Annotated in this window: 20 protein-coding genes and 1 riboswitch; of the genes, 12 read left to right on the plus strand and 8 right to left on the minus strand. The window is 56.1% G+C overall.

Annotation, left to right across the window (positions count from 1 at the left end; genetic code table 11):
* The first annotated feature begins 609 nt into the window (after positions 1-609).
* Both purH and purD read left to right on the plus strand, forming a co-directional pair.
* Positions 610-2,199, plus strand: coding sequence for a bifunctional phosphoribosylaminoimidazolecarboxamide formyltransferase/IMP cyclohydrolase (gene purH / locus UTO39_RS11135; RefSeq protein WP_320727176.1), 1,590 nt, complete (start codon positions 610-612; stop codon positions 2,197-2,199).
* A gap of 15 nt (positions 2,200-2,214) precedes the next feature.
* Positions 2,215-3,507: a phosphoribosylamine--glycine ligase gene (gene purD, locus UTO39_RS11140; RefSeq protein ID WP_061096552.1), complete on the plus strand. Its 1,293-nt coding sequence runs from the start codon at positions 2,215-2,217 to the stop codon at positions 3,505-3,507.
* 58 nt (positions 3,508-3,565) lie between these two features.
* On the opposite strand, the gene UTO39_RS11145 is transcribed toward purD, so the two are convergent.
* The 6 genes from UTO39_RS11145 to nudC form a co-directional block, all read right to left on the minus strand.
* On the minus strand, positions 3,566-4,258 hold the full coding sequence (locus UTO39_RS11145) for a DUF1481 domain-containing protein (protein WP_151413566.1): 693 nt from the start codon (positions 4,256-4,258) through the stop codon (positions 3,566-3,568).
* Between the two features lie 11 nt (positions 4,259-4,269).
* Positions 4,270-4,542 carry a nucleoid-associated protein HU-alpha gene (gene hupA / locus UTO39_RS11150; RefSeq protein WP_002445246.1) on the minus strand — a complete coding sequence of 91 codons (273 nt, stop codon included), beginning with the start codon at positions 4,540-4,542 and terminating at the stop codon, positions 4,270-4,272.
* A 186-nt stretch (positions 4,543-4,728) separates the two neighbouring features.
* The gene (locus UTO39_RS11155) at positions 4,729-5,319 is read right to left on the minus strand and encodes a YjaG family protein (RefSeq protein WP_061096554.1); all 591 of its coding nucleotides are present in this window, start codon (positions 5,317-5,319) and stop codon (positions 4,729-4,731) included.
* Between the two features lie 41 nt (positions 5,320-5,360).
* Positions 5,361-6,032, minus strand: a complete 672-nt coding sequence (gene nfi / locus UTO39_RS11160; RefSeq protein ID WP_061096555.1) for a deoxyribonuclease V — start codon at positions 6,030-6,032, stop codon at positions 5,361-5,363.
* Positions 6,033-6,041: 9 nt separating this feature from the next.
* Positions 6,042-7,106 (minus strand): uroporphyrinogen decarboxylase, encoded by a 1,065-nt coding sequence (gene hemE / locus UTO39_RS11165; protein ID WP_061096556.1) that lies wholly within the window; start codon positions 7,104-7,106, stop codon positions 6,042-6,044.
* 38 nt (positions 7,107-7,144) lie between these two features.
* Positions 7,145-7,918 (minus strand): NAD(+) diphosphatase, encoded by a 774-nt coding sequence (gene nudC, locus UTO39_RS11170; protein WP_080330441.1) that lies wholly within the window; start codon positions 7,916-7,918, stop codon positions 7,145-7,147.
* 95 nt (positions 7,919-8,013) lie between these two features.
* Between nudC and UTO39_RS11175 the strand changes: the two genes are divergently transcribed.
* The 10 genes from UTO39_RS11175 to UTO39_RS11220 all read left to right on the plus strand — a co-directional run bounded on the left by UTO39_RS11175 (position 8,014) and on the right by UTO39_RS11220 (position 16,763).
* Positions 8,014-8,511, plus strand: a complete 498-nt coding sequence (locus UTO39_RS11175; RefSeq protein WP_061096558.1) for an Rsd/AlgQ family anti-sigma factor — start codon at positions 8,014-8,016, stop codon at positions 8,509-8,511.
* A 54-nt stretch (positions 8,512-8,565) separates the two neighbouring features.
* A riboswitch (TPP riboswitch) is annotated at positions 8,566-8,675 on the plus strand.
* Between the two features lie 78 nt (positions 8,676-8,753).
* Positions 8,754-10,649, plus strand: a complete 1,896-nt coding sequence (thiC, locus tag UTO39_RS11180) for a phosphomethylpyrimidine synthase ThiC (RefSeq protein ID WP_320727177.1) — start codon at positions 8,754-8,756, stop codon at positions 10,647-10,649.
* Positions 10,649-11,284 (plus strand): thiamine phosphate synthase, encoded by a 636-nt coding sequence (gene thiE, locus UTO39_RS11185; RefSeq protein ID WP_320727178.1) that lies wholly within the window; start codon positions 10,649-10,651, stop codon positions 11,282-11,284. The genes thiC and thiE overlap by 1 nt, the downstream gene beginning before the upstream one ends.
* Complete coding sequence (locus UTO39_RS11190; RefSeq protein WP_320727179.1) at positions 11,277-12,032, plus strand: HesA/MoeB/ThiF family protein; 756 nt, start codon at positions 11,277-11,279, stop codon at positions 12,030-12,032. The genes thiE and UTO39_RS11190 overlap by 8 nt, the downstream gene beginning before the upstream one ends.
* Positions 12,016-12,216, plus strand: a complete 201-nt coding sequence (gene thiS, locus UTO39_RS11195) for a sulfur carrier protein ThiS (protein WP_061096562.1) — start codon at positions 12,016-12,018, stop codon at positions 12,214-12,216. The genes UTO39_RS11190 and thiS overlap by 17 nt, the downstream gene beginning before the upstream one ends.
* A gap of 1 nt (position 12,217) precedes the next feature.
* Entirely contained in the window at positions 12,218-12,988 is a 771-nt protein-coding gene (thiG, locus tag UTO39_RS11200; protein ID WP_320727180.1) for a thiazole synthase, read from the plus strand.
* Positions 12,985-14,112: a 2-iminoacetate synthase ThiH gene (thiH, locus tag UTO39_RS11205; RefSeq protein WP_320727181.1), complete on the plus strand. Its 1,128-nt coding sequence runs from the start codon at positions 12,985-12,987 to the stop codon at positions 14,110-14,112. Before thiG ends, thiH begins: the two co-directional genes overlap by 4 nt.
* A gap of 337 nt (positions 14,113-14,449) precedes the next feature.
* Entirely contained in the window at positions 14,450-15,991 is a 1,542-nt protein-coding gene (locus tag UTO39_RS11210) for a sensor domain-containing diguanylate cyclase (protein ID WP_320727182.1), read from the plus strand.
* A 146-nt stretch (positions 15,992-16,137) separates the two neighbouring features.
* A complete protein-coding gene (locus UTO39_RS11215) occupies positions 16,138-16,446 on the plus strand; it encodes a PTS sugar transporter subunit IIB (protein WP_266180066.1) in 309 nt (102 codons plus the stop codon).
* The gene (locus UTO39_RS11220) at positions 16,446-16,763 is read left to right on the plus strand and encodes a PTS lactose/cellobiose transporter subunit IIA (protein ID WP_003862327.1); all 318 of its coding nucleotides are present in this window, start codon (positions 16,446-16,448) and stop codon (positions 16,761-16,763) included. Before UTO39_RS11215 ends, UTO39_RS11220 begins: the two co-directional genes overlap by 1 nt.
* A gap of 58 nt (positions 16,764-16,821) precedes the next feature.
* Here UTO39_RS11220 and rpoC read toward each other — a convergent pair whose 3' ends face one another.
* On the minus strand, positions 16,822-21,045 hold the full coding sequence (rpoC, locus tag UTO39_RS11225) for a DNA-directed RNA polymerase subunit beta' (protein WP_028015097.1): 4,224 nt from the start codon (positions 21,043-21,045) through the stop codon (positions 16,822-16,824).
* 76 nt (positions 21,046-21,121) lie between these two features.
* Entirely contained in the window at positions 21,122-25,150 is a 4,029-nt protein-coding gene (gene rpoB / locus UTO39_RS11230) for a DNA-directed RNA polymerase subunit beta (RefSeq protein WP_061096566.1), read from the minus strand.
* Positions 25,151-25,215 lie beyond the last annotated feature (65 nt).

Raw genomic sequence — 25,215 nt, forward strand, 5'->3', positions numbered from 1 at the left:
TAGGCCTGCCGCCAGCGTTCAATCTGAGCCATGATCAAACTCTTCAATTTAAGTTTGATGCTCGTGAATTAAACTTCGTAATGAATTACGTATGTTCACTCAGAGACTTGGTATTCATTTATTGTCCGAAGACATTAAGAATCCATGTCACTTTGAGTGCCCACACAGATTGTCTGATAAATTGTTAAAGAGCAGTGCAACGCGGCTTTCGCTCACCGTTGCGAGGTGGCGTATATTACGCTTTCCTCTTTCAGAGTCAACCCGTTATTTCAGGATTTTTCTCTTCAACCGACCGGGCTGTCTGTGAAGTGATTCACATCCGCCGTGTCGATGGAGGCGCATTATAGGGAGTTCTCCGCAGGCCGCAACCGCTAAATGACAGAAAAATGACTGACTGCTGCATTCCACAGCAAAACCCCGCCTTATACCTTTTTACACACAGAGTTATCCACAATGATACGAAAAAGTGAAAATGTGCGAGCGTTGCGCAAACGTTTTCGTTAAAATGCTCGCGCTTAACAAGGATGCCCCGTCAGGTGTGTTAGATGAGTTTTTCGCAGGAAAATTCATCTAACGCTCTCTGTAATCGTGAAATCCAGGGGATTTACCATGCAACAACGTCGTCCAGTCCGCCGCGCTCTGCTCAGTGTTTCTGATAAAGCCGGTATCGTCGAATTCGCTCAGGCACTTTCCGCACGCGGTGTGGAGCTGCTTTCCACAGGCGGTACCGCTCGCCTGTTAGCAGATAAAGGTCTGCCGGTAACCGAAGTGTCCGACTACACCGGTTTCCCGGAAATGATGGATGGACGCGTTAAAACCCTGCATCCGAAAGTGCACGGCGGCATTCTTGGCCGTCGCGGTCAGGACGATGGCATTATGGAGCAGCATAATATTGCCCCCATCGATATGGTTGTCGTTAACCTCTACCCGTTCGCCCAGACCGTTGCCCGCGAAGGCTGTTCTCTGGAAGATGCCGTAGAGAATATTGATATCGGCGGCCCGACCATGGTGCGCTCCGCAGCCAAGAACCATAAAGATGTGGCCATCGTGGTAAAGAGCGGCGACTACAGCGCCATTATTAATGAGATGGACGCCAACGAAGGGTCGCTCACACTGGAAACGCGTTTCGACCTCGCCATCAAAGCCTTCGAACACACCGCTGCGTACGACAGCATGATCGCCAACTATTTCGGTAGCCTGGTGCCGGCTTACCACGGTGAAAGCAAAGATCCTTCTGGCCGCTTCCCGCGCACGCTGAACCTGAACTTCATTAAGAAGCAGGATATGCGCTACGGTGAGAACAGCCACCAGCAGGCTGCCTTCTATATAGAAGAAGAGGTAAAAGAAGCCTCTGTTGCGACCGCCCAGCAGGTTCAGGGGAAAGCCCTCTCCTATAACAACATTGCCGACACCGACGCCGCGCTGGAATGCGTGAAAGAGTTCAGCGAGCCGGCCTGCGTTATCGTCAAGCACGCCAACCCATGCGGCGTTGCGGTAAGCACCTCTATTCTGGATGCCTACGATCGCGCCTACAAAACCGACCCGACCTCCGCGTTTGGCGGCATTATTGCCTTCAACCGCGAGCTGGATGCTGAGGCCGCGCAGGCCATCATCTCCCGTCAGTTTGTTGAAGTGATCGTTGCGCCATCCGCGTCCGAAGAAGCGTTGAAAATTACCGCGGCGAAACAGAACGTGCGCGTGCTGGTCTGCGGCCAGTGGGCGGAACGCGTGCCGGGCCTCGACTTCAAGCGCGTGAACGGCGGCCTGCTGGTTCAGGATCGCGATCTGGGGATGGTGACTGAAGCCGACCTGCGCGTGGTGACCAAACGTCAGCCGACCGAACAAGAACTGCGTGACGCGCTGTTCTGCTGGAAAGTGGCGAAGTTCGTCAAATCTAACGCCATCGTCTACGCCAAAGAGAACATGACAATCGGGATAGGCGCCGGCCAGATGAGCCGCGTGTACTCCGCAAAAATTGCCGGCATTAAAGCAGGCGACGAAGGGCTGGAAGTGAAAGGCTCCGCCATGGCTTCTGACGCCTTCTTCCCGTTCCGTGACGGCATCGACGCGGCGGCTGCTGTGGGTATCACCTGTGTGATCCAGCCTGGTGGCTCTATCCGCGACGACGAAGTGATTGCCGCAGCCGACGAGCACGGCATCGCGATGATCTTCACCGACATGCGTCACTTCCGCCATTAATTCCCGGAGCAGAAAATGAAAGTATTAGTGATTGGTAACGGCGGGCGCGAGCACGCTCTGGCGTGGAAAGCGGCGCAGTCTCCGCTGGTGAAAACGGTCTTCGTAGCGCCGGGCAACGCCGGTACCGCGCTGGAACCCGCGCTGCAGAACGTGGCTATTGGCGTAACCGATATTCCGGCGCTGCTGAACTTTGCCCAGAGTGAGAAAATCGACCTGACCATCGTCGGCCCGGAAGCGCCGCTGGTCATTGGCGTGGTTGACGCCTTCCGCGCCGCGGGTCTGAAAATCTTCGGCCCAACGGAAGGTGCCGCACAGCTGGAAGGCTCCAAAGCCTTCACCAAAGATTTCCTCGCGCGTCATAACATCCCTACGGCGGAATATCAGAACTTCACCGAAGTGGAGCCTGCTCTGGCCTGGTTACGTGAAAAAGGCGCGCCGATTGTTATCAAGGCCGACGGTCTGGCCGCCGGGAAAGGCGTTATCGTTGCGATGACCCTCGAAGAAGCTGAAGCCGCGGTTCAGGATATGCTGGCCGGCAACGCCTTTGGCGACGCGGGCCACCGCATCGTGATCGAAGAGTTTCTCGACGGTGAAGAGGCGAGCTTCATCGTGATGGTCGACGGCGAGCACGTTCTGCCGATGGCCACCAGCCAGGATCACAAGCGCGTGGGCAACGGCGATACCGGCCCGAATACCGGTGGGATGGGCGCCTACTCCCCTGCCCCGGTGGTGACGGATGAAGTGCATCAGCGCACCATGGACCGCATCATCTGGCCAACCGTGAAAGGGATGGCGGCGGAAGGCAACACCTACACCGGTTTCCTCTATGCGGGCCTGATGATCGACAAGCAGGGCAACCCGAAGGTGATTGAATTCAACTGCCGCTTCGGCGATCCGGAAACGCAACCCATCATGCTGCGCATGAAATCTGACCTGGTGGATCTGTGCCTGGCGGCCTGTGAGGGCAAGCTGGACGAGAAAACCTCAGAGTGGGACGAGCGCGCGTCTCTGGGCGTGGTGATTGCGGCGGGGGGGTATCCGGGTAGCTACAGCACCGGGGATGAGATCCACGGCCTGCCGCTGGAAGAAGTTGAAGGCGCGAAGGTGTTCCATGCCGGTACGAAGCTGGCTGACGACGATCGCGTGCTGACCAACGGCGGCCGCGTTCTGTGTGCGACCGCGCTGGGCCATACCGTGGCAGAAGCGCAGAAGCGCGCCTATGCGCTGATGGCGGATATTCACTGGAACGGCAGCTTCAGCCGCCAGGATATCGGCTATCGCGCGATTGCGCGGGAGCAGGGGGAGTAACGGAGCCGTCTTCGCCCCTCACCCTAACCCTCTCCCCTCAGGGGAGAGGGAACTTAAATCAAAAACTCTTCTCTGTCGGCTGCCAGGTGCAGAAATCTTCGTTCGCCACCAGCAGCAGCTGTGAGCCTTCCGGCGCTTCCAGCCACGCCACACTCACTTCCATTGATGAATGACGCTGACGGCGCTGAATATGTTCGGTCGCCCAGGATTCGAGCTCAGGCTTCACCGTCTGCCCTTCGCAGGTGGTCACCGTCCCATCGGCATGCCAGCGCCCCTGGCGCAGCACCACGCGACCCAGACGCAGCGCGTCGCTGGTCTGACGGATTTGTTCGGCACGGTATCGGTAGAGGGCGATTTGATCGCTGGAAAGCTGCTGTTTTTGACCGCTGACTTCACGCTGCATAAAGCTCAGCTCGCCATGGTCATCAAAACGCACTTTCACGTGTTCGGGGGTTTTGCTGTAGACGTTCAGTTCAATCAGCGACAGGTCATCTCCCTGCCAGCGATATTCCGCAGTTGACGTATTACCGCTATGCCACGGGCTGAAGGCTGAAAGCAGATGCACTTCGCCGCCGGAATCTTTGCGCCAGATCCTGACCGCCCCCTGGTTGTCCGCATAACCGCTGGCGGTAAACGGCGGCAGGGAGGTGTCGTGGCTACAGGCGGACAGCAGCAGCATACCTGCCAGCGCGAGCGTTCCACGCCAGACAGACAAAAGGGGCGTTGCCGCCCCTTCGCTAAAACTGTTCACTGCCACGCGTCTTACTTAACAGCGTCTTTCAGTGCTTTACCAGAAACAAATGCCGGCACGTTAGCTGCGGCGATTTTGATTTCTTTACCGGTCTGCGGGTTGCGGCCAGTACGCTCAGCGCGGTGGTTCACTTTGAAGGTACCGAAACCAACCAGTTGTACAGCATCGCCTTCTTTCAGAGACTCAGTAATAGCAGCCAGGGTAGATTCCAGAGCAGCTTTAGCCTGCACTTTAGACAGATCAGCCTTGTCCGCAATTACATCAATCAGTTGAGTCTTGTTCATAAGTTATCCTTTCAATGTGTTTATCGCTTGCTAAGCATCGAGTGCGACGAAAATGCCAAAAAAGCACTCTCCTGCATACACGCACCGATAGCCACTTTTTTTCGCCCTCCAAATGTAGACCAGACGGGGGGCAGAAGGGAAGAGTCGAGGTGCGACAAAACAGGCGTTAAATCACGTTTTGTTGTCTCATTGGTTAAAAATTATACCAATATTGCTCTCACCGGCCTCGCGTAAGTCTGCACGCAGCCCTTTGATCAGCTCAATATCGCGTTCTTCACACTCTGCCAGCAGGCGGAAAATTTCCCACTGGATGTCCCATTCTTGCTCAACGGCCGGATTAGCACGCAGCTCTTCGTCGGTCATTTCACGACCTTCCTGGGTCATTTCAAGCATCGCGACGGTCGTAATGGATGCCTTACTGACTTCAATTGCATGCTCCAGCGTTTCACCGCTCAGACGGGAGTGGAGCAGCTCGCTTAACGCCACGCAGGCATCAATCGCCGGATAAACTCCGTACAGGTCAAAATCATCCGCAACCGGGATCGCCTCTTCCAGCTTTTCCAGCTGAGAGTCGAAGTTCACCTTCGCATCTTTCACCGTCAGCGTCTCCCAGATTAAATCCAGGATACGACGATAAATCTGGCCTTCGCCAAACTCCGTTTGCTTACAGAACGCGGCGTAGTTGGGATACATGCGCTCGCACAGGCAAGCCATAAACGTCACGTGCTGCCAGCTTTCCAGCTTCTCAAGGCGCAGATGAATCGGGTTTTGTAACATGATGATGTCTCGAATCGAAAATTAGCCGCAGTTTACCTGAATCACGGCTGAATTTCCTGCCAACGAACAAAAGCCGGACGCGAGGAGGCGACAGCGTCAGCCCAGCGCGTCGGCTCCGGTAAACGGTAGCCCTTCATGCAGCGCTGCACCCATGCCAGCGCGCTGTCCATGCTGACCCGATGCCCGGTCGCGATAAACAATGGATTGCAGCGCGCCTTGCTGCGCCAGACCCACGCCAGCTGCTCGCCGTTATGAATAAGCGGCGCCAGCGCGCCCGGCTCGGCGGAGAGCGGCTCAAACGCGCCACACAGGCGTTTTTTTGCCACGCCAATGGTCGGCACGTCCACCAGCAGCCCAAAGTGGCTGGCAACGCCTAAGCGGCGCGGATGGGAAATACCGTGTCCATCGACAAACAGCAGGTCAGGTTTTTGCGAAAGCTGTTCCCACGCTGCCAGCAGCGCGGGATATTCGCGGAAGGAGAGAAAGCCGGGGATATACGGCATGGTGGTCGCGATGCGCGCCACCTTGTACTCCACCAGTTCAAGCGAAGGGTATTTCAGCACCACCATCGCCGCTCGCGTCACTTCCCCGCCCTGCTCGAACCCGACGTCCGCTCCGCCAATGTACTGCGGAGGATCCTTATCCAGACGATCCTCGCGGATCACTGATGAAGCCAGTTCGATTTGCTGAGCGCGTAGCGACGCGAGATCCATAACCACTCCTTACTTGTGATACTGGGCAGAAAGCCGATGCACCGCCTCCACAAATACGCCAGCGTGTTCTGGCGGCACATCCTGATGAATGCCGTGGCCGAGGTTAAAGACGTGCCCTTCACCCTGGCCGAAACCAGACAGTATAGTCGACACTTCTTCTTCAATACGTGCTGGCGGCGCATAGAGCATGGACGGATCCATGTTGCCCTGCAGCGCCACTTTGTCGCCCACGCGACGGCGCGCATCGGCAATATCGGTCGTCCAGTCGAGGCCCAGCGCGTCGCAGCCGGTCGCCGCCATCGCTTCCAGCCACTGACCGCCACCTTTCGTGAACAGCGTCACCGGCACGCGGCGACCTTCGTTTTCACGCAGCAGGCCATCGACGATTTTGTGCATGTAATACAGGGAGAACTGCTGATAATCACGCCCGGTCAGCACGCCGCCCCAGGTGTCGAAAATCATCACCGACTGCGCGCCCGCTTTAATCTGCGCGTTGAGATAGAGCGTGACGCTCTTCGCCAGCTTGTCGAGCAGGGCATGCAGGGCCAGCGGCTCGGCGTACATCATCTTTTTAATCATGGTGAAGGCTTTGCTGCTGCCCCCTTCCACCATGTAAGTAGCCAGCGTCCACGGGCTGCCGGAGAAGCCAATCAGCGGCACTTCGCCCTTCAGCTCGCGGCGAATGGTGCGCACGGCGTTCATCACATAGCCCAGCTCGCCTTCCGGATCGGGGATTGGCAGCTTATCCACGTCGGCTTTGCTTTTGATTGGGGAGGTGAAGCGCGGGCCTTCGCCGGTTTCGAAATAGAGCCCAAGGCCCATGGCGTCCGGAATGGTGAGAATGTCCGAAAAGAGAATGGCGGCATCCAGCGGGTAGCGGCGCAGCGGCTGGAGCGTGACTTCACAGGCCAGCTCGGCGTTTTTGCACAGCGACATAAAATCACCCGCCTGCGCGCGCGTGGCTTTGTACTCTGGCAGATAGCGTCCCGCCTGGCGCATCATCCACACCGGGGTGACATCAACGGGCTGGCGCAGCAGCGCACGCAGATAACGATCGTTCTTCAGTTCGGTCATTTTTGCAGTTCCTTAAGCGTCATGGCCTCAGTGTAACACTACTCATACTCGGCCCGACACATTGCCACGGTATCTTCTATCAGGCGGCGCGCCACCGTACCCGGCGGGGGTAGAAGAGGCAGATCGTCATAACGATACCAGTTTGCCTCCAGCAGCTCTTTCTGGTCGATAACGATCTCGCCGCTGTCGTATTCCGCCATAAACGCCGTCATCAGCGACATCGGGAACGGCCACGGCTGTGAGGTGACGTAGCGCAGGTTTTTCACCTTGATTCCGCTCTCTTCCATCACCTCGCGCGCCACCGCCTGCTCCAGCGTTTCGCCCACTTCGACGAAACCGGCCAGCACGGTATGAATGCCGTTACGATGGCGGGTATGCTGCGCCAGCAGGATGGAATCGTCCCGGCGGATGGCGACGATGATGCACGGCGCAATCTGCGGATAGTAGCGTTCACGGCAGTGGCCGCAGAGGAGAGCCCACTCGGTTTTGCTCGGGTGCATGGTATGCCCGCAGTAGCCACAGTATTTATGCGAGCGGTAAAACTCCGCCAGCTGCACGCCCCGCCCCGCCAGCTGAAACAGCCCCGCGTCCAGATCCAGCACCTGGCGTACGGATCCCATATCCTGACGACGAGATTGCCGGATCAACCACACCGGATCGCCCTGCCACTCGCCGATCCGCAGAGCGGGCTGACCGACAAGATCGAAGATTTCTGCCGCACCGTAGGGGATTTCTCCACCGGGCAGCCACAACTTCTGTTCGTGGCTGACGATCCACCAACCCAGATCTGATTTTTCAATAATACGATCCATATCTATTGCACTACCTTCGCTTCACTGACATGTTGTTAGCATTGTGGTTACATTTTGGATAAGTAGATCCCATTCTAAACTTTGCGGAGTCGACCATGTTAAACCAGCTAGAAAGCCTGACGGAGCGCGTTGGAGGAAGTAACACACTGGTGGATCGCTGGCTACATGTACGCAAGCATCTCCTCGTGGCGTATTACAATCTGGTCGGTCTTAAGCCTGGCAAAGAATCCTTTATGCGGCTGAATGAAAAAGCGCTGGATGATTTTTGTCAGAGCCTGGTCGACTACCTTTCCGACGGCCATTTCAACATTTATGAACGCATTATCCGCGAAATGGAAGGCACAAATCCCTGTTTAGCGGCCAGCAAACTTTGTCCGCTGCTGGAAGCCAACACCCAGCAGATCATGGATTACTACGATTCCACGCTCGAGAATGCCATCGATCACGATAATTATCTTGAGTTCCAGCAGGCGCTTTCCGATCTTGGCGAAGCGCTGGAGGAGCGATTCACGCTGGAAGATAAGCTGATCGCCCTCGCCCTGGATAACGGCCTGGACGTCAGCCACGAAGATAACGTCGTGCGCCCGGCTTGAGTTCTTAATCATTAACGAGTAATTTACAACCATTCGCCCCTCTGCGGAGGGGGATTTTTCTTGTCGGAGTGCCCAGTGTGAAAGCACGGGCTGAGACCGTTAATTCGGGATCCGCGGAACCTGATCAGGCTAATACCTGCGAAGGGAACAAGAGTTACACTGCTGTTGAATCGCCCCTGGGCGATCTTCTCTTGCTTCATCCGTCGTCTGACAAGCCATGTCCTTCACTTTTGGAATGAGCTATGTCTACTACTAAACTGACCCGCCGCGAACAGCGCGAACACGCCCAACGCTTCATCGACACCCTGGAAGGTACCGCTTTCCCGAACTCGAAACGCATCTACATTACCGGCTCGCAGGCCGATATCCGCGTCCCAATGCGCGAAATTCAGCTCAGCCCGACGCTTATCGGCGGCAGCAAAGAGAATCCGCAGTACGAAGACAACGAAGCCGTGCCGGTGTATGACACCTCTGGCCCGTACGGCGATCCCTCTGTCGCCATTAACGTCCAGCAGGGTCTGGCAAAGCTCCGCCAGCCGTGGATTGACGCGCGTAACGACTGCGAAGAGCTGAGCGTGCGCAGCTCTGCGTACACCAAAGAACGCCTGGCCGACGACGGTCTGGACGAGCTGCGCTTTTCCGGCCTGCTGACGCCAAAACGTGCCAAAGCGGGCAAATGCGTAACCCAGCTGCACTACGCGCGCCAGGGTATCGTCACGCCGGAGATGGAGTTCATCGCCATCCGCGAAAATATGGGCCGCGAGCGCATCCGCAGCGAAATATTGCGCCACCAGCATCCAGGCGAAGGCTTTGGCGCTCGCCTGCCGGAAAACATCACGCCGGAGTTTGTGCGTGACGAAGTGGCCGCCGGGCGCGCGATTATCCCCGCCAACGTCAATCACCCGGAATCCGAGCCGATGATTATCGGCCGTAACTTCCTGGTGAAGGTCAACGCCAACATCGGCAACTCGGCGGTGACGTCATCCATCGAAGAAGAGGTGGAAAAGCTGGTCTGGTCAACGCGCTGGGGCGCGGACACGGTGATGGACCTCTCCACTGGCCGCTACATCCACGAAACCCGCGAATGGATCCTGCGTAACAGCCCGGTGCCGATCGGTACCGTCCCGATTTATCAGGCGCTGGAGAAGGTGAACGGCATCGCCGAAAACCTCACCTGGGAAGCGTTCCGAGACACGCTGCTGGAGCAGGCGGAACAGGGCGTGGACTACTTCACCATTCACGCGGGCGTGCTGCTGCGCTACGTACCGATGACGGCGAAACGTCTGACCGGCATCGTCTCGCGCGGCGGTTCCATCATGGCGAAGTGGTGCCTGTCCCATCATCAGGAAAACTTCCTCTACGAACACTTCCGCGAGATCTGCGAAATCTGCGCCGCCTATGACGTATCGCTGTCGCTGGGCGACGGCCTGCGTCCGGGATCCATTCGCGACGCCAACGACGAAGCGCAGTTTGCCGAGCTGCACACGCTGGGCGAGCTGACCAAAATCGCCTGGGAGTATGACGTGCAGGTAATGATTGAAGGCCCTGGACACGTGCCGATGCAGATGATTCGCCGCAACATGACCGAAGAGCTGGAGCACTGCCACGAAGCGCCGTTCTACACCCTGGGGCCATTGACCACGGATATCGCACCGGGCTACGACCACTTCACCTCCGGGATTGGCGCGGCGATGATCGGCTGGTTCGGCTGCGCTATGCTCTGCTACGTCACGCCGAAAGAGCACCTCGGGCTGCCAAACAAAGAGGACGTAAAGCAGGGGCTGATCGCCTACAAGATTGCCGCCCACGCGGCGGATCTGGCGAAAGGCCATCCGGGCGCGCAAATCCGCGACAACGCCATGTCCAAAGCGCGCTTTGAATTCCGCTGGGAAGATCAGTTCAACCTGGCGCTGGATCCGTTCACCGCCCGCGCCTACCACGACGAAACCCTGCCGCAGGAATCGGGCAAGGTGGCGCACTTCTGCTCCATGTGCGGGCCGAAGTTCTGCTCGATGAAAATTAGCCAGGAAGTGCGCGACTACGCCGCCGCGCAGACCATTGAAGTCGGTATGGCGGACATGTCAGAAACCTTCCGCGCCAAAGGCGGCGAAATCTACCTCAAAAAAGAGGAGGCGTAATGTATCAGCCCGACTTTCCTCCTGTCCCCTTCCGCTTAGGGCTCTATCCGGTGGTGGACAGCGTGGAGTGGATCGAACGCCTGCTGGAGGCCGGCGTTCGCACCCTCCAGCTGCGCATCAAGGATAAGCGCGATGAAGAGGTAGAGGCCGATGTGGTTGCCGCCATCGCGCTGGGACGCCGCTACGACGCCCGCCTGTTTATCAACGACTACTGGCGGCTGGCCGTTAAGCACCGGGCGTACGGCGTGCATCTGGGTCAGGAGGACCTGGAAACCACCGACTTGAACGCCATCCGCCAGGCTGGCCTGCGCCTTGGCGTTTCAACACACGATGATATGGAAATCGACGTGGCGCTGGCGGCCCGCCCCTCTTACATCGCCCTCGGCCACGTCTTCCCGACGCAAACCAAGCAGATGCCCTCGGCACCGCAGGGGCTGACGCAGCTGGCGAGTCACGTTAAGCGCCTTGCCGATTACCCGACCGTCGCCATCGGCGGAATCAGCCTTGAACGCGCCCCGGCGGTGCTGGAGACCGGCGTCGGCAGTATCGCCGTCGTCAGCGCCATCACCCAGGCGGCAAACTGGCGGTCCGCCACCGAACAGCTTTTACAGCTGGCAGGAGTGGGCGATGAATGACCGCGATTTTATGCGCTACAGCCGCCAGATCCTGCTGGAGGATATCGCCATCGACGGGCAGCAAAAGCTGCTCTCAAGCCGGGTGCTGATTGTCGGTCTGGGCGGGTTAGGCGCGCCTGCCGCGCTCTATCTGGCCGGTGCGGGCGTGGGCACGCTGGTGCTGGCCGATGACGACGAGGTGCACATCAGCAATCTGCAGCGGCAAATTCTCTTCACAACTGAGGACATTAACCAGCCCAAAGCGCAGATCACCCGGCAGCGGCTACACCAGCTTAATCCGGATATCGAACTGATTGCACTCCAGACGCGGCTGAGCGGTGAAAGCCTGCTCCGTGAAGTCGCCCTTGCCGACGCGGTGCTGGACTGTACGGACAATATGGCGACGCGTCAGGCCATCAACGCCGCCTGCGTAGCAAAGAATACGCCGCTGATCACCGCCAGCGCGGTGGGGTTCGGCGGGCAGATGATGGTCCTGACGCCGCCGTGGGCGCAGGGCTGCTATCGCTGCCTGTGGCCGGACGATGCCGAGCCGGCGCGCAACTGCCGCACGGCTGGCGTGCTTGGTCCGGTGGTGGGCGTGATGGGCACGCTGCAGGCGCTGGAGGCCATCAAGCTGCTCAGCGGCATGGAGGCGGAACGCAACACGCTGCGCCTGTTCGACGCCCGCTCCAGCGGCTGGCGCCATCTGGCGCTACACCGCGCCAGCCACTGCCCGGTATGCGGAGGCCACGATGCGCATTCTGTTTAACGATGAGCCGATGAGCTGCGAAGACGGGCTTACCGTTGCCGTACTGCTCGATAAATTACGCCAGCTCAAGCCGGGAACGGCGCTGGCGCTCAATCAACAGATCCTGCCGCGCGAGCAGTGGGAGCATCAGCAGGTCACTGAAGGCGACCAGATCCTGCTGTTTCAGGTTATCGCAGGGGGCTAAGATGTTACGTATTGCTGATAAAGTCTTTGATTCACATCTGTTTACCGGAACAGGCAAATTCGCCTCGCCGCAGCTGATGGTGGATGCCATCCGTGAAAGCGGTAGCCAGCTGGTGACGCTGGCGATGAAGCGCGTGGACCTTCGCCAGCACAACGATGCCATTCTTGCCCCGTTGCTGGAAGCCGGCGTCACGCTGCTGCCCAACACCTCCGGCGCGAAAACGGCCGAGGAGGCGATTTTCGCCGCACAGCTGGCGCGGGAAGCGCTCGGCACCCGCTGGCTGAAGCTGGAAATTCACCCGGACGCCCGCTGGCTGCTGCCCGACCCAATCGAGACTCTGAAAGCCGCAGAAAAGCTGGTGCAGCAGGGGTTTACCGTTCTGCCTTACTGCGGTGCGGATCCCGTGCTGTGTAAGCGTCTGGAAGAGGTCGGCTGTGCCGCCGTCATGCCCCTGGGCGCCCCAATTGGCTCCAATCAGGGTCTGGAAACCCGCGCGATGCTGGAGATCATCATCGAGCAGGCGACCGTGCCGGTGGTAGTGGATGCGGGCATCGGCGTGCCCAGCCATGCCGCGCAGGCGCTGGAAATGGGCGCAGACGCGGTGCTGGTGAATACCGCCATTGCGGTGGCCGACGACCCGGTAATGATGGCGCGCGCGTTTCGTCTCGCCGTGGAGGCTGGCGTGCTGGCCAAAGAGTCAGGCCCCGGCTCGCGCAGTTTTCAGGCGCAGGCCACCAGCCCGCTGACCGGTTTTCTGGAGACGCTCTCATGAGCACGTTTACCGAGCGCTGGCGCGAGCTTAACTGGGACGATATAGCCCTGCGCATTAACAGCAAAACGACTGTTGACGTCGAGCGCGCGCTGAATGCCCGTCATCTGAACCGGGAGGATTTAATGGCCCTGCTCTCTCCGGCGGCCAGCGCCTACCTTGAACCGATGGCGCAGCGCGCCCAGCGCCTCACCCGGCAGCGGTTTGGCAACACGGTGAGCTTCTACGTCCCGCTCTATCTTTCGAACCTGTGCGCCAACGACTGTACCTACTGTGGTTTCTCCATGAGCAACCGCATCAAGCGGAAAACGCTTGATGAGGAGGAAATCGCACGCGAGTGTGCGGCCATTCGTGACATGGGCTTTGAGCATCTTCTGCTGGTCACGGGCGAGCATCAGGGGAAAGTGGGAATGGACTATTTCCGCCAGCATCTGCCTGCGATACGTCGGGAGTTTGCGTCGTTGCAGATGGAGGTTCAGCCCCTGTCGCAGGACGAGTATGCGGAGTTAAAAACGCTCGGGCTGGACGGAGTCATGGTCTATCAGGAAACCTACCACGAGGCGACGTACGCCCGGCATCACCTGAAGGGGAAGAAGCAGGATTTCTTCTTCCGGCTGGAAACGCCGGACAGGCTGGGCCGCGCCGGGATCGACAAAATCGGGCTGGGTGCGCTAATTGGGCTTTCCGATAGCTGGCGGGTAGATTGCTACATGGTGGCAGAACATCTGCTGTGGCTGCAGCAGCACTACTGGCAGACCCGATACTCCATCTCCTTCCCACGCCTGCGCCCCTGCGCAGGAGGTATTGAACCGGCTTCGCTGATGGATGAACGCCAGCTGGTGCAGACCATCTGCGCGTTTCGCCTGCTCGCCCCGGAAGTGGAATTATCACTCTCAACGCGTGAGTCCCCGGCGTTTCGCGATCGCGTCATTCCGCTGGCGATTAACAACGTCAGCGCGTTTTCCAAAACGCAGCCGGGCGGATATGCAGACGACCATCCGGAGCTTGAGCAGTTTGCACCGCATGACGGACGGCGTCCGGAAGCCGTTGCCGCCGCCCTGTCGGCACAGGGACTGCAGCCTGTGTGGAAAGACTGGGACAGCTGGCTGGGAAGAGCCTCGCAATGACGATGTAACGCACTGCAACACGGTAAAAAATTATCGAGGCGCTACGGAAAGGCAAAACCGGATGATTGTCAGCGATCGCCCGGTTTTTTATTGTCATCAGGTCAGCAACGGACGCTGACCAGGGCGAAAAGCTTCTTCCTCGTTTCGCCCTGCCTCAGTCTCCGTGCATAAAATGGGCGAAATGGTATGAATAAGGTATTTCTTAGTGATTCTTAAGATAAATCATCTCGTCTGAAATCGTGTTCCGTATAATTCACCGCTAACCGCAGGACAGCGACTATGCTGAGAGGATATCGGCAGACGAAAAATTTTCACCATCAGGATCGATGTACAACTCATGGCACTTCACAGCAAAAAGCTCTCTTTCACCCGACCAATTATGCTCAGCTTCGCGGGGATCCTGTGCAGTTTTGCGCTGATCGCGGTCGTGGTAACTCTTTCACAACGTAAGGATTTCCTTGAGGACTATCATAAGATTAATGGCAATTTCACCCATAACCTTGCGGTGAACTACACCGAGTCTATCCTGCGTGAAAACGACTATATCCTGGGCCGCTCCGCGATGTACTTTGCACGCGATGACAGGCTAAACGAGACCCTCAACGTCGACCCGACGCAAGGGCTGCAGATGATGATGCATTTGCAAAACCTGATGCCGACCGTATCTTCCATCTCGCTGGCAGACACGCAGGGACATTATCTGCGCGCGCCGGAAGTGCTCCAGACGGAAAAGAGTAAAACCTTCGATCCCCGGACGCGTCCGTGGTTTGTCGCCCATGCTGAAGCCAGTATCTTCAGCCACTACACTCGTCCCTATATGGACTACTTCAACGGCCATCCGACGGTCACGCTCTATAAGCCGTTGATTTCACCAGAAGGTCGACTTAAGGGTACGATCGCGTTTCATCTTGACTTAACGTCAATGGGCTACACCCTGCGTCAGATGGTCGCTCCTGTTCAGGGGGAATTCTTCGTCGTCGAGCGAGATGGCGCCGTCGTGCTGCACCCTGATACGGGCGCGCTTTTCAAACAGTACGTCAGCGAAGCGCTGATGGACAAAATGACCAGCGGCGAAGGCCATCTTTACGACAAAAAAACCAACACCTGGTATTACTACTACTCATTTACCAATCCGGACTGGTTTGTTATCTACCGGGTCTCTGGCGCAACGCTTACCGATATCACCCGACACGAAACGACGATCGTAGGCTGGGGTTTCGCGCTGGCTGCCATCATTATCATTCTCTTCGGCCTCTATCTGCGCCACGCCTCGCGTACCGTGTTGATGACCATTATCAACGCGATCAAAACGGGCGATGTGAGCCAGGCGCCGCGTCTGGAAGCGATGCTGAGCCATACCATCCAGTCCAATAAAGAGCGTGAGATGGCGTATGTCCGCCAGGCCACTCACGATGCGCTGACCGGCTGCAAAAACCGCCGTGCGTTCGATAGCGATGTGGAGGAATTATTAAACGCACACCAGCCTTTCGCGATGGCGCTGGTTGATATTGATAACTTTAAGTCAATTAACGACACGTGGGGACACCTGAGCGGCGATATTGTCCTGCGGAACGTGGCGCGCGAGGGGATCCAGATAATGCAGCCCCACCACGTCTCGGTCTATCGCTACGGTGGTGAAGAGTTCGCGGTGATTTTCCAGGCCGAGCAGATCGCTGCCGCATTTTCATTGCTTGACGCATGGCGCACCGCCGTTGAAAGACGCATCTGGCGGGAAGAAAATCTGCACGTCACGTTCAGTGCGGGTCTGGGTGAATGGCACTTCGAACCGCTGGAACAATTTGTAGGTAGTGTTGATAACGCGCTCTACGGTGCTAAAAAGCAGGGAAAAAACCGTATTGTTCGCACTGCCGTCGGCTGACTTTTGCTCTTACTCGAAGAATTGTAACCGGTTTCAGAAAAATGCCGCTTTCTTTGTGATGCCTGACACACAATCGTGGTAAAGCGGTTGTTGAAGCTCTCTGTGCGGGATAATTATCAATAAACACATGTAGATCGAGGCTGATTATGAAGAACATCGTTTTATGCTGTGCAGCGGGAATGTCAACCAGCATGCTGGTTCAACGTATGAAAGACGCCGCGCAGAAAAAAGGGGTTGAAGTCACCATTAAAGCCGTTCCGGTTGCGGAGTTTAAAGACAATATCGCGACGGCCGACATCGTATTGCTGGGGCCACAGGTTAAATACGAGCAGGCTAAACTGCAGGCGCAGGCCGACCCGCTGGGCAAAAAGGTCGCGGTGATCGACATGATGGATTACGGCATGATGAAAGGCGATGCCGTACTGGAAAAAGCGCTCAAACTGCTGGAGCCATAATGGAAGACTTAGAAACCACAATTATGGAACTGCTGGTCAACGCCGGTGCGGCGCGCAGTGCGGCCCTGACGGCCTTGCAGATGGCGCGTAAAGGTGATTTTGACGAAGCTGAAAAAGCGATGGAAGAATCCCGTGAATATGTGAAGCACGCGCATACGATCCAGACGCAGCTTATCGGCCTTGACGAAGGAACCGGAAAACTCCCTGTTAACCTGATTACCGTTCATTCTCAGGATCACCTGATGAACGCGATGGTTATTCAGGATCTGGCGGGCGATATGATTGAGCTTTATCGACGCATTCCATTAGTGAATTGAATAAATGCAGATGTAAAAAAACCCGCCGAGGCGGGTTTTTTATTTACGGCACCAACGATTACTCGTTGTCGGAACCGCCCAGACCTGCGTTCAGCAGTTCTGCCAGGCTCGCGGATGCATCTTCAGCAGTAACCTGCGGTGCAGCTGGCAGTTCGCCCGCTGCGCGACGACGCATACGATCCTGGTGGTACGCATAACCGGTACCGGCCGGGATCAGACGACCCACGATGACGTTCTCTTTCAGACCGCGCAGTTCATCACGTTTACCTGCAACAGCGGCTTCGGTCAGGACACGAGTCGTTTCCTGGAACGATGCTGCAGAGATGAAGGACTCGGTTGCCAGAGACGCTTTGGTGATACCCAGCAGATCGCGTGCGAAGGTCGCACCGATTTTGCCATTCGCTTCCAGATCGCGGTTAGCGATCTTAACGCGTGAGTATTCAACCTGCTCGCCTTCCAGGAAGTCGGAGCTACCCGCGTTTTCGATGGTTGCTTTACGCAGCATCTGACGAACGATAACTTCGATGTGCTTATCGTTAATCTTAACGCCCTGCAGGCGGTATACGTCCTGTACTTCGTTAACGATGTAACGAGTAACAGCATGCACACCACGCAGACGCAGGATGTCGTGCGGCGCTTCCGGACCGTCGGAAACCACGTCACCACGTTCTACACGTTCACCTTCGAACACGTTGAGCTGACGCCACTTAGGAATCATCTCTTCGTACGGCTCGCTGCCATCTACTGGCGTGATAACCAGACGGCGCTTACCTTTGGTCTCTTTACCGAAGGAGATGATACCGCTGATTTCAGCCAGGATTGCAGGCTCTTTCGGACGACGTGCTTCGAACAGGTCCGCAACGCGTGGCAGACCACCGGTGATGTCCTTGGTACCGCCGGATTCCTGAGGAATACGCGCCAGGGTGTCACCAGAGCTGATCTGTACGCCATCTTCCAGCTGTACAATCGCTTTACCCGGCAGGAAGTACTGCGCAGGCATATCGGTACCTGGGATCAGAACGTCGTTACCCTGAGCATCAACGATTTTCAGTGCAGGACGCAGATCTTTACCACCGGTAGTACGTTCTGCAGAATCCAGAACTACCAGAGAAGACAGACCGGTCAGCTCGTCGGTCTGACGAGTAATGGTCTGGCCGTCGATCATGTCAGTAAAGCGGATGAAACCACTTACTTCGGTGATAACCGGCATGGTGTGTGGATCCCAGTTTGCAACGGTTTCACCGCCGGCAACCTGCTCGCCATCACCTTTCGCCATAACAGCACCGTAAGGCACTTTATAGCTCTCTTTGGTACGACCGAATTCGTCGATCAGCTTCAGCTCGGTGTTACGAGAGGTCACAACCAGCTTGCCTGCGGAGTTAACAACAGACTTCGCGTTGCTGAGCTTGATGCTACCTTTGTTTTTCACCTGAATGCTGGATTCAGCAGCCGCACGAGATGCCGCACCACCGATGTGGAACGTACGCATCGTCAGCTGTGTACCCGGCTCACCGATGGACTGTGCCGCGATAACGCCGATGGCTTCACCCTTGTTGATGATGTGGCCACGCGCCAGGTCACGACCGTAGCAGTGCGCACACACACCAAAGTCGGTGTCACAGGATACAACGGAACGCACTTTCACAGAGTCAACAGAGTTCGCTTCCAGCAGGTCACACCACTGTTCGTGCAGCAGCGTATTGCGTGGAACCAGAATGTCTGCGGTACCCGGCTTCAGAATGTCTTCCGCGGTCACACGACCCAGTACGCGATCGCGCAGCGGCTCTTTAACATCACCACCCTCGATAACCGGGGTCATGGTGATACCTTCGAGGGTGCCACAATCGTCTTCGGTTACAACCAGATCCTGCGCAACGTCAACCAGACGACGCGTCAGATAACCGGAGTTCGCTGTCTTCAGTGCGGTATCCGCCAGACCTTTACGCGCACCGTGCGTGGAGATGAAGTACTGGAGTACGTTCAGACCTTCACGGAAGTTCGCGGTGATTGGCGTTTCGATGATGGAGCCATCTGGCTTCGCCATCAGACCACGCATACCTGCCAGCTGACGAATCTGTGCCGCAGAACCACGCGCACCGGAGTCGGCCATCATGTAGATGCTGTTGAAGGAAACCTGCTGCTCTTCTACGCCGTCACGGTTAATAACGGTTTCGGTTTGCAGGTTATCCATCATCGCTTTGGATACACGATCGTTCGCCGCTGCCCAGATATCGATAACTTTGTTGTAGCGTTCGCCCGCGGTTACCAGACCAGACTGGAACTGCTCCTGGATCTCAGCAACTTCGGCTTCCGCTTCAGAGATGATCTCGTGTTTCTTCTCTGGGATGACCATGTCATCGATACCAACAGATGCACCTGAACGCGCTGCATAAGCAAAGCCGGTATACATTGTCTGGTCAGCGAAGATAACGGTCGGCTTCAGACCCAGAATGCGGTAACAGGTGTTCAGCATTTTGGAGATCGCTTTCTTGCCCAGCGCCTGGTTGACGATGGAGAAAGGCAGACCTTTCGGTACGATCATCCACAGAATGGCACGGCCGATAGTCGTGTCTTTCAGGCTGGTTTTCGCAACGAATTCGCCGTTTGCATCTTTTTCGTATTCGGTGATACGCACTTTAACGCGCGCATGCAGAGAGGCCAGGCCAGCGCGATAAATACGCTCAGCTTCTTTAGGGCCAGTCAGCACCATGCCTTCGCCTTTGGCGTTAACACAGTCACGGGTCATGTAATACAGACCCAATACAACGTCCTGAGAAGGAACAATGATTGGCTCACCGTTCGCTGGAGACAGGATGTTGTTGGTAGACATCATCAGCGCACGCGCTTCGAGCTGGGCTTCCAGCGTCAGCGGTACGTGAACAGCCATCTGGTCACCATCGAAGTCGGCGTTATAGGCCGCACAAACCAGCGGGTGCAGCTGGATAGCTTTACCTTCGATCAGAACTGGCTCAAATGCCTGGATACCCAGACGGTGCAGCGTTGGTGCACGGTTCAGCAGTACCGGGTGTTCGCGGATAACTTCGTCCAGGATATCCCAAACGACAGCTTCTTCACGCTCAACCATTTTCTTAGCGGCTTTGATGGTGGTGGCCAGGCCACGCAGCTCCAGCTTGCCGTAGATGAACGGTTTGAACAGCTCCAGTGCCATTTTCTTCGGCAGACCGCACTGATGCAGACGCAGGTATGGACCTACGGTGATTACAGAACGACCGGAGTAGTCAACACGCTTACCGAGCAGGTTCTGACGGAAACGACCCTGCTTACCTTTGATCATGTCGGCCAAAGATTTCAGAGGACGTTTGTTAGAACCGGTGATCGCACGACCGCGACGACCGTTATCCAGCAGGGCATCTACCGCTTCCTGCAGCATACGTTTTTCGTTGCGTACGATGATGTCTGGCGCAGCCAGATCCAGCAGACGTTTCAGACGGTTGTTACGGTTGATAACGCGACGATACAGATCGTTCAGATCGGACGTTGCGAAACGACCACCATCCAGCGGAACCAGCGGACGCAGATCTGGCGGCAGAACCGGCAGAACGGTCAGGATCATCCACTCTGGTTTGTTACCAGACTGAACGAACGCTTCCAGCAGTTTGATACGCTTGGTCAGCTTTTTACGCTTGGTTTCGGAGTTGGTTTCGTTCAGCTCTTCACGCAGCTGCTCGCACTCCTGCTCCAGATCCATGCTCTTCAGCAGGGCCTGAATAGCTTCCGCACCCATCTTCGCGTCGAATTCGTCACCGAACTCTTCCAGCGCGTCCAGATACTGCTCTTCAGTCAGGATCTGATGACGTTCCAGGTTCGTCATCCCGCCTTCGATAACCACATAAGATTCGAAGTACAGTACACGTTCGATATCGCGCAGCGGCATATCCAGCAGCAGACCGATACGGGACGGCAGAGATTTCAGGAACCAGATGTGAGCAGTCGGAGACGCCAGCTCGATGTGGCCCATACGCTCACGGCGTACTTTGGTCTGGGTCACTTCAACGCCGCACTTCTCACAGATCACACCACGGTGTTTCAGGCGCTTGTACTTACCGCACAGGCACTCGTAATCTTTTACTGGCCCGAAAATACGTGCACAGAAAAGGCCGTCACGCTCAGGTTTGAACGTACGGTAGTTGATGGTTTCCGGCTTTTTAACTTCACCGAAAGACCATGAACGGATCATGTCTGGCGAAGCCAGAGCAATTTTGATCGCATCAAACTCTTCGGTTTTAGTTTGCGCTTTCAGAAACTTTAATAAGTCTTTCACGGATTTGCTCCCGTCGGAGTTAGCACACTCTGCTGTCGGGCGTTAACCCGACAGCAGTGACCTGTTTGAGCGAGAATTACTCGTCTTCCAGTTCGATGTTGATACCCAGCGAACGAATCTCTTTCAACAGTACGTTGAAGGATTCTGGCATGCCCGGCTCCATCTGATGGTTGCCGTCCACGATGTTTTTATACATCTTGGTACGACCGTTCACGTCATCAGACTTAACGGTGAGCATTTCCTGCAGGGTGTATGCTGCGCCGTATGCTTCCAGCGCCCACACTTCCATCTCCCCGAAGCGCTGACCACCGAACTGTGCCTTACCACCCAGCGGCTGCTGAGTAACCAGGCTGTAAGAACCGGTAGAACGAGCGTGCATCTTGTCGTCGACCAGGTGGTTCAGTTTCAGCATGTACATGTAACCAACGGTTACTGGACGCTCAAACTGTTCACCGGTACGGCCGTCAAACAGCGTAATCTGACCAGACGTTGGCAGACCACCCAGTTGCAGCAGCTCTTTAATTTCAGCTTCTTTTGCACCGTCGAATACCGGCGTTGCAATTGGCATACCTTTGCGCAGGTTCTCTGCCAGACGCAGCACTTCTTCATCGCTGAAGGTGTTCAGGTCGACTTTCTGACGCACGTCGGTACCCAGATCGTAGGCACGCTGGATGAATTCGCGCAGTTTCGCGACTTCCTGCTGCTGTTTCAGCATGGCGTTGATCTTGTCGCCGATACCTTTCGCAGCCATACCCAGGTGGGTTTCCAGAATCTGACCGATGTTCATACGAGACGGTACGCCCAGCGGGTTCAGTACGATATCTACCGGCGTACCGTTAGCATCGTGCGGCATATCTTCGATCGGGTTGATCTTAGAGATAACACCCTTGTTACCGTGACGACCTGCCATCTTATCACCAGGCTGGATCTGACGTTTAACGGCCAGATAGACCTTAACAATCTTCAGCACGCCTGGTGCCAGATCGTCGCCCTGAGTGATTTTGCGGCGTTTCGCTTCGAGTTTTTTCTCGAACTCGTGTTTCAGTTCGTCATACTGCTCAGCCAGCTGTTCCAGCTGATTTTGTTTCTCTTCGTCGGTCAGGCCCAGTTCCAGCCAGCGATCGCGTGGCAGTTTGTCGAGCTTCTCAGCTTCAACGCCACCGGCAACCAGCACCGCATAGATACGGCTGAACAGACCTGCTTCGAGGATCTGCAGTTCTTCAGACAGGTCTTTCTTAGCCTGTTTGAGCTGCATCTCTTCGATTTCCAGCGCACGCTTATCTTTCTCAACGCCGTCACGAGTGAAGACCTGAACGTCGATAACCGTACCGGAAACACCGTTTGGTACGCGCAGAGAAGAGTCTTTAACGTCAGACGCTTTCTCACCGAAGATTGCACGCAGCAGTTTCTCTTCTGGCGTCAGCTGGGTTTCACCTTTTGGCGTAACCTTACCAACCAGAATGTCGCCGCCGGTCACTTCCGCACCGATGTAAACAATACCGGATTCATCCAGCTTGGAGAGTGCAGCTTCACCCACGTTAGGGATGTCGGCAGTGATCTCTTCTGGCCCCAGCTTGGTGTCACGGGACACACAGGCCAGTTCCTGAATGTGGATGGTGGTGAAACGATCTTCCTGAACCACACGCTCGGAGACGAGGATGGAGTCTTCGAAGTTGTAACCGTTCCACGGCATGAACGCTACGCGCATGTTCTGACCGAGCGCCAGTTCACCGAGGTCGGTGGACGGACCGTCTGCCAGCACGTCGCCGCGCTCAACTGGCTCACCCAGAGATACGCAAGGCATCTGGTTGATACAGGTGTTCTGGTTAGAACGGGTGTATTTGGTCAGGTTGTAGATGTCGATACCCGCTTCGCCCGGATACATCTCGTCTTCGTTAACTTTGATAACGATACGGGATGCATCGACGTACTGAACGGTACCGCCACGCTTAGCAACTGCAGTAACACCGGAGTCAACGGCAACAGCACGTTCCATACCGGTACCAACCAGCGGCTTATCAGCGCGCAGAGTTGGAACGGCCTGACGTTGCATGTTCGCACCCATCAATGCACGGTTGGCGTCATCGTGTTCCAGGAACGGGATCAGAGACGCACCGACGGATACCACCTGCTGGGTGGATACGTCCATGTAGTCAACCTGGTCGCGGCTGAACAAGCTGGATTCGCCTTTGCTACGGCAGGTAACCAGATCTTCTACAAAGTGGCCTTCGTCATCCAGGTTGGAGTTCGCCTGAGCGATAACGTAGTTGCCTTCTTCGATAGCAGACAGGTAGTGAATTTCGTCGGTAACAACGCCGTCAGTCACTTTACGATACGGGGTCTCAAGGAAACCGTATTCGTTCGTCTGTGCGTACACGGACAGGGAGTTGATCAGACCGATGTTTGGACCTTCAGGCGTTTCGATTGGACACACGCGACCATAGTGAGTCGGGTGTACGTCTCGAACTTCAAAGCCTGCACGTTCACGGGTCAGACCGCCCGGGCCGAGTGCGGAGATACGACGTTTGTGCGTAATCTCAGACAGCGGGTTGTTCTGGTCCATAAACTGAGACAGCTGGCTGGAACCGAAGAACTCTTTCACTGCTGCAGAAATCGGCTTGGCGTTGATCATATCCTGAGGCATCAGGGTATCCAGATCGCCCAGTGACAGACGCTCTTTCACCGCACGCTCTACACGAACCAGGCCAACGCGGAACTGGTTTTCCGCCATTTCGCCTACGGAACGGATACGACGGTTGCCGAGGTGGTCGATATCGTCCACTTCGCCTTTGCCGTTACGGATATCGATGAGCTTCTTCATCACTTCGATGATGTCGTCTTTGCTCAGGATACCGGAACCTTCGATTTCGTCGCGCAGCAGAGAACGGTTGAACTTCATACGACCAACCGCGGACAGATCGTAGCGGTCTTCGGAGAAGAACAGGTTCTCGAACAGGCTTTCAGCCGCTTCGCGAGTTGGTGGCTCACCAGGACGCATCATGCGGTAGATTTCGACCAGCGCGCTCAGACGATCTGTGGTTGGGTCGACGCGTACAGTCTCAGAGATGTACGGACCGTGGTCCAGATCGTTGGTGAACAGCGTTTCGATACGTTTGTGGCCAGACTGGCTCAGCTTAGCCAGCAGATCCAGGCTCAGCTCCATGTTAGCCGGGCAGATCAGCTCGCCAGTTGATTCATCAACGTAATCTTTCGCGGCTACTTTTCCTGCAATGTATTCAACCGGAACTTCGATGTGTTTGATATCATCTTTTTCCAGCTGGCGGATGTGGCGCGCGGTGATACGGCGACCTTTTTCCACATACACTTTGCCGTCGGCTTCGATGTCGAACGACGCGGTCTCACCACGCAGACGTTCCGGCACCAGCTCCATCTGCAGCTTGTTGTCGCGGATTTCAAAGATCACTTTCTCAAAGAACAGGTCCAGGATCTGCTCAGTGGTATAGTTCAGTGCACGCAGAATGATGGTTGCAGGCAGTTTACGACGACGGTCGATACGGACAAACAGGTTGTCTTTTGGATCGAACTCGAAGTCCAGCCATGAACCACGGTAAGGAATGATGCGTGCGTTATACAGTACTTTACCGGAAGAGTGTGTTTTACCTTTATCGCTGTCGAAGAAGACGCCCGGGCTACGATGCAGCTGGGAAACGATAACACGCTCAGTACCGTTGATGACGAAAGTACCGTTGTCTGTCATGAGTGGAATCTCACCCATGTAGACTTCTTGTTCTTTAATGTCTTTTACGGTGCCTTCCGGCGCTTCGCGCTCGTAGATCACCAGACGCAGTTTTACGCGCAGCGGTGCGGAATAGGTCACGCCACGGATCTGACATTCCTGAACGTCAAACACCGGTTCGCCAAGGCGGTAGCTGACGTACTGCAGCTCGGAGTTACCGCTGTAGCTCTGAATCGGGAACACGGAACGGAAGGCTGCTTCCAGACCGTACTGCCCTTCAGGATCTTGCTCGATAAACTTCTGGAACGAGTCAAGCTGGATAGAAAGGAGATATGGAATGTCCAGAACTTGTGGACGTTTACCAAAATCCTTACGAATACGTTTTTTCTCGGTATAGGAGTAAACCATAGGGTTCCTCAGCTCGCTGACAAGTCGACCCATCTGTCCGACGAAGGGACAGTTTGTGCAACACC

Origin of the sequence: Enterobacter sp. 118C5, from assembly GCF_034107645.1 — a bacterium.
Taxonomy (GTDB): domain Bacteria; phylum Pseudomonadota; class Gammaproteobacteria; order Enterobacterales; family Enterobacteriaceae; genus Enterobacter; species Enterobacter nematophilus.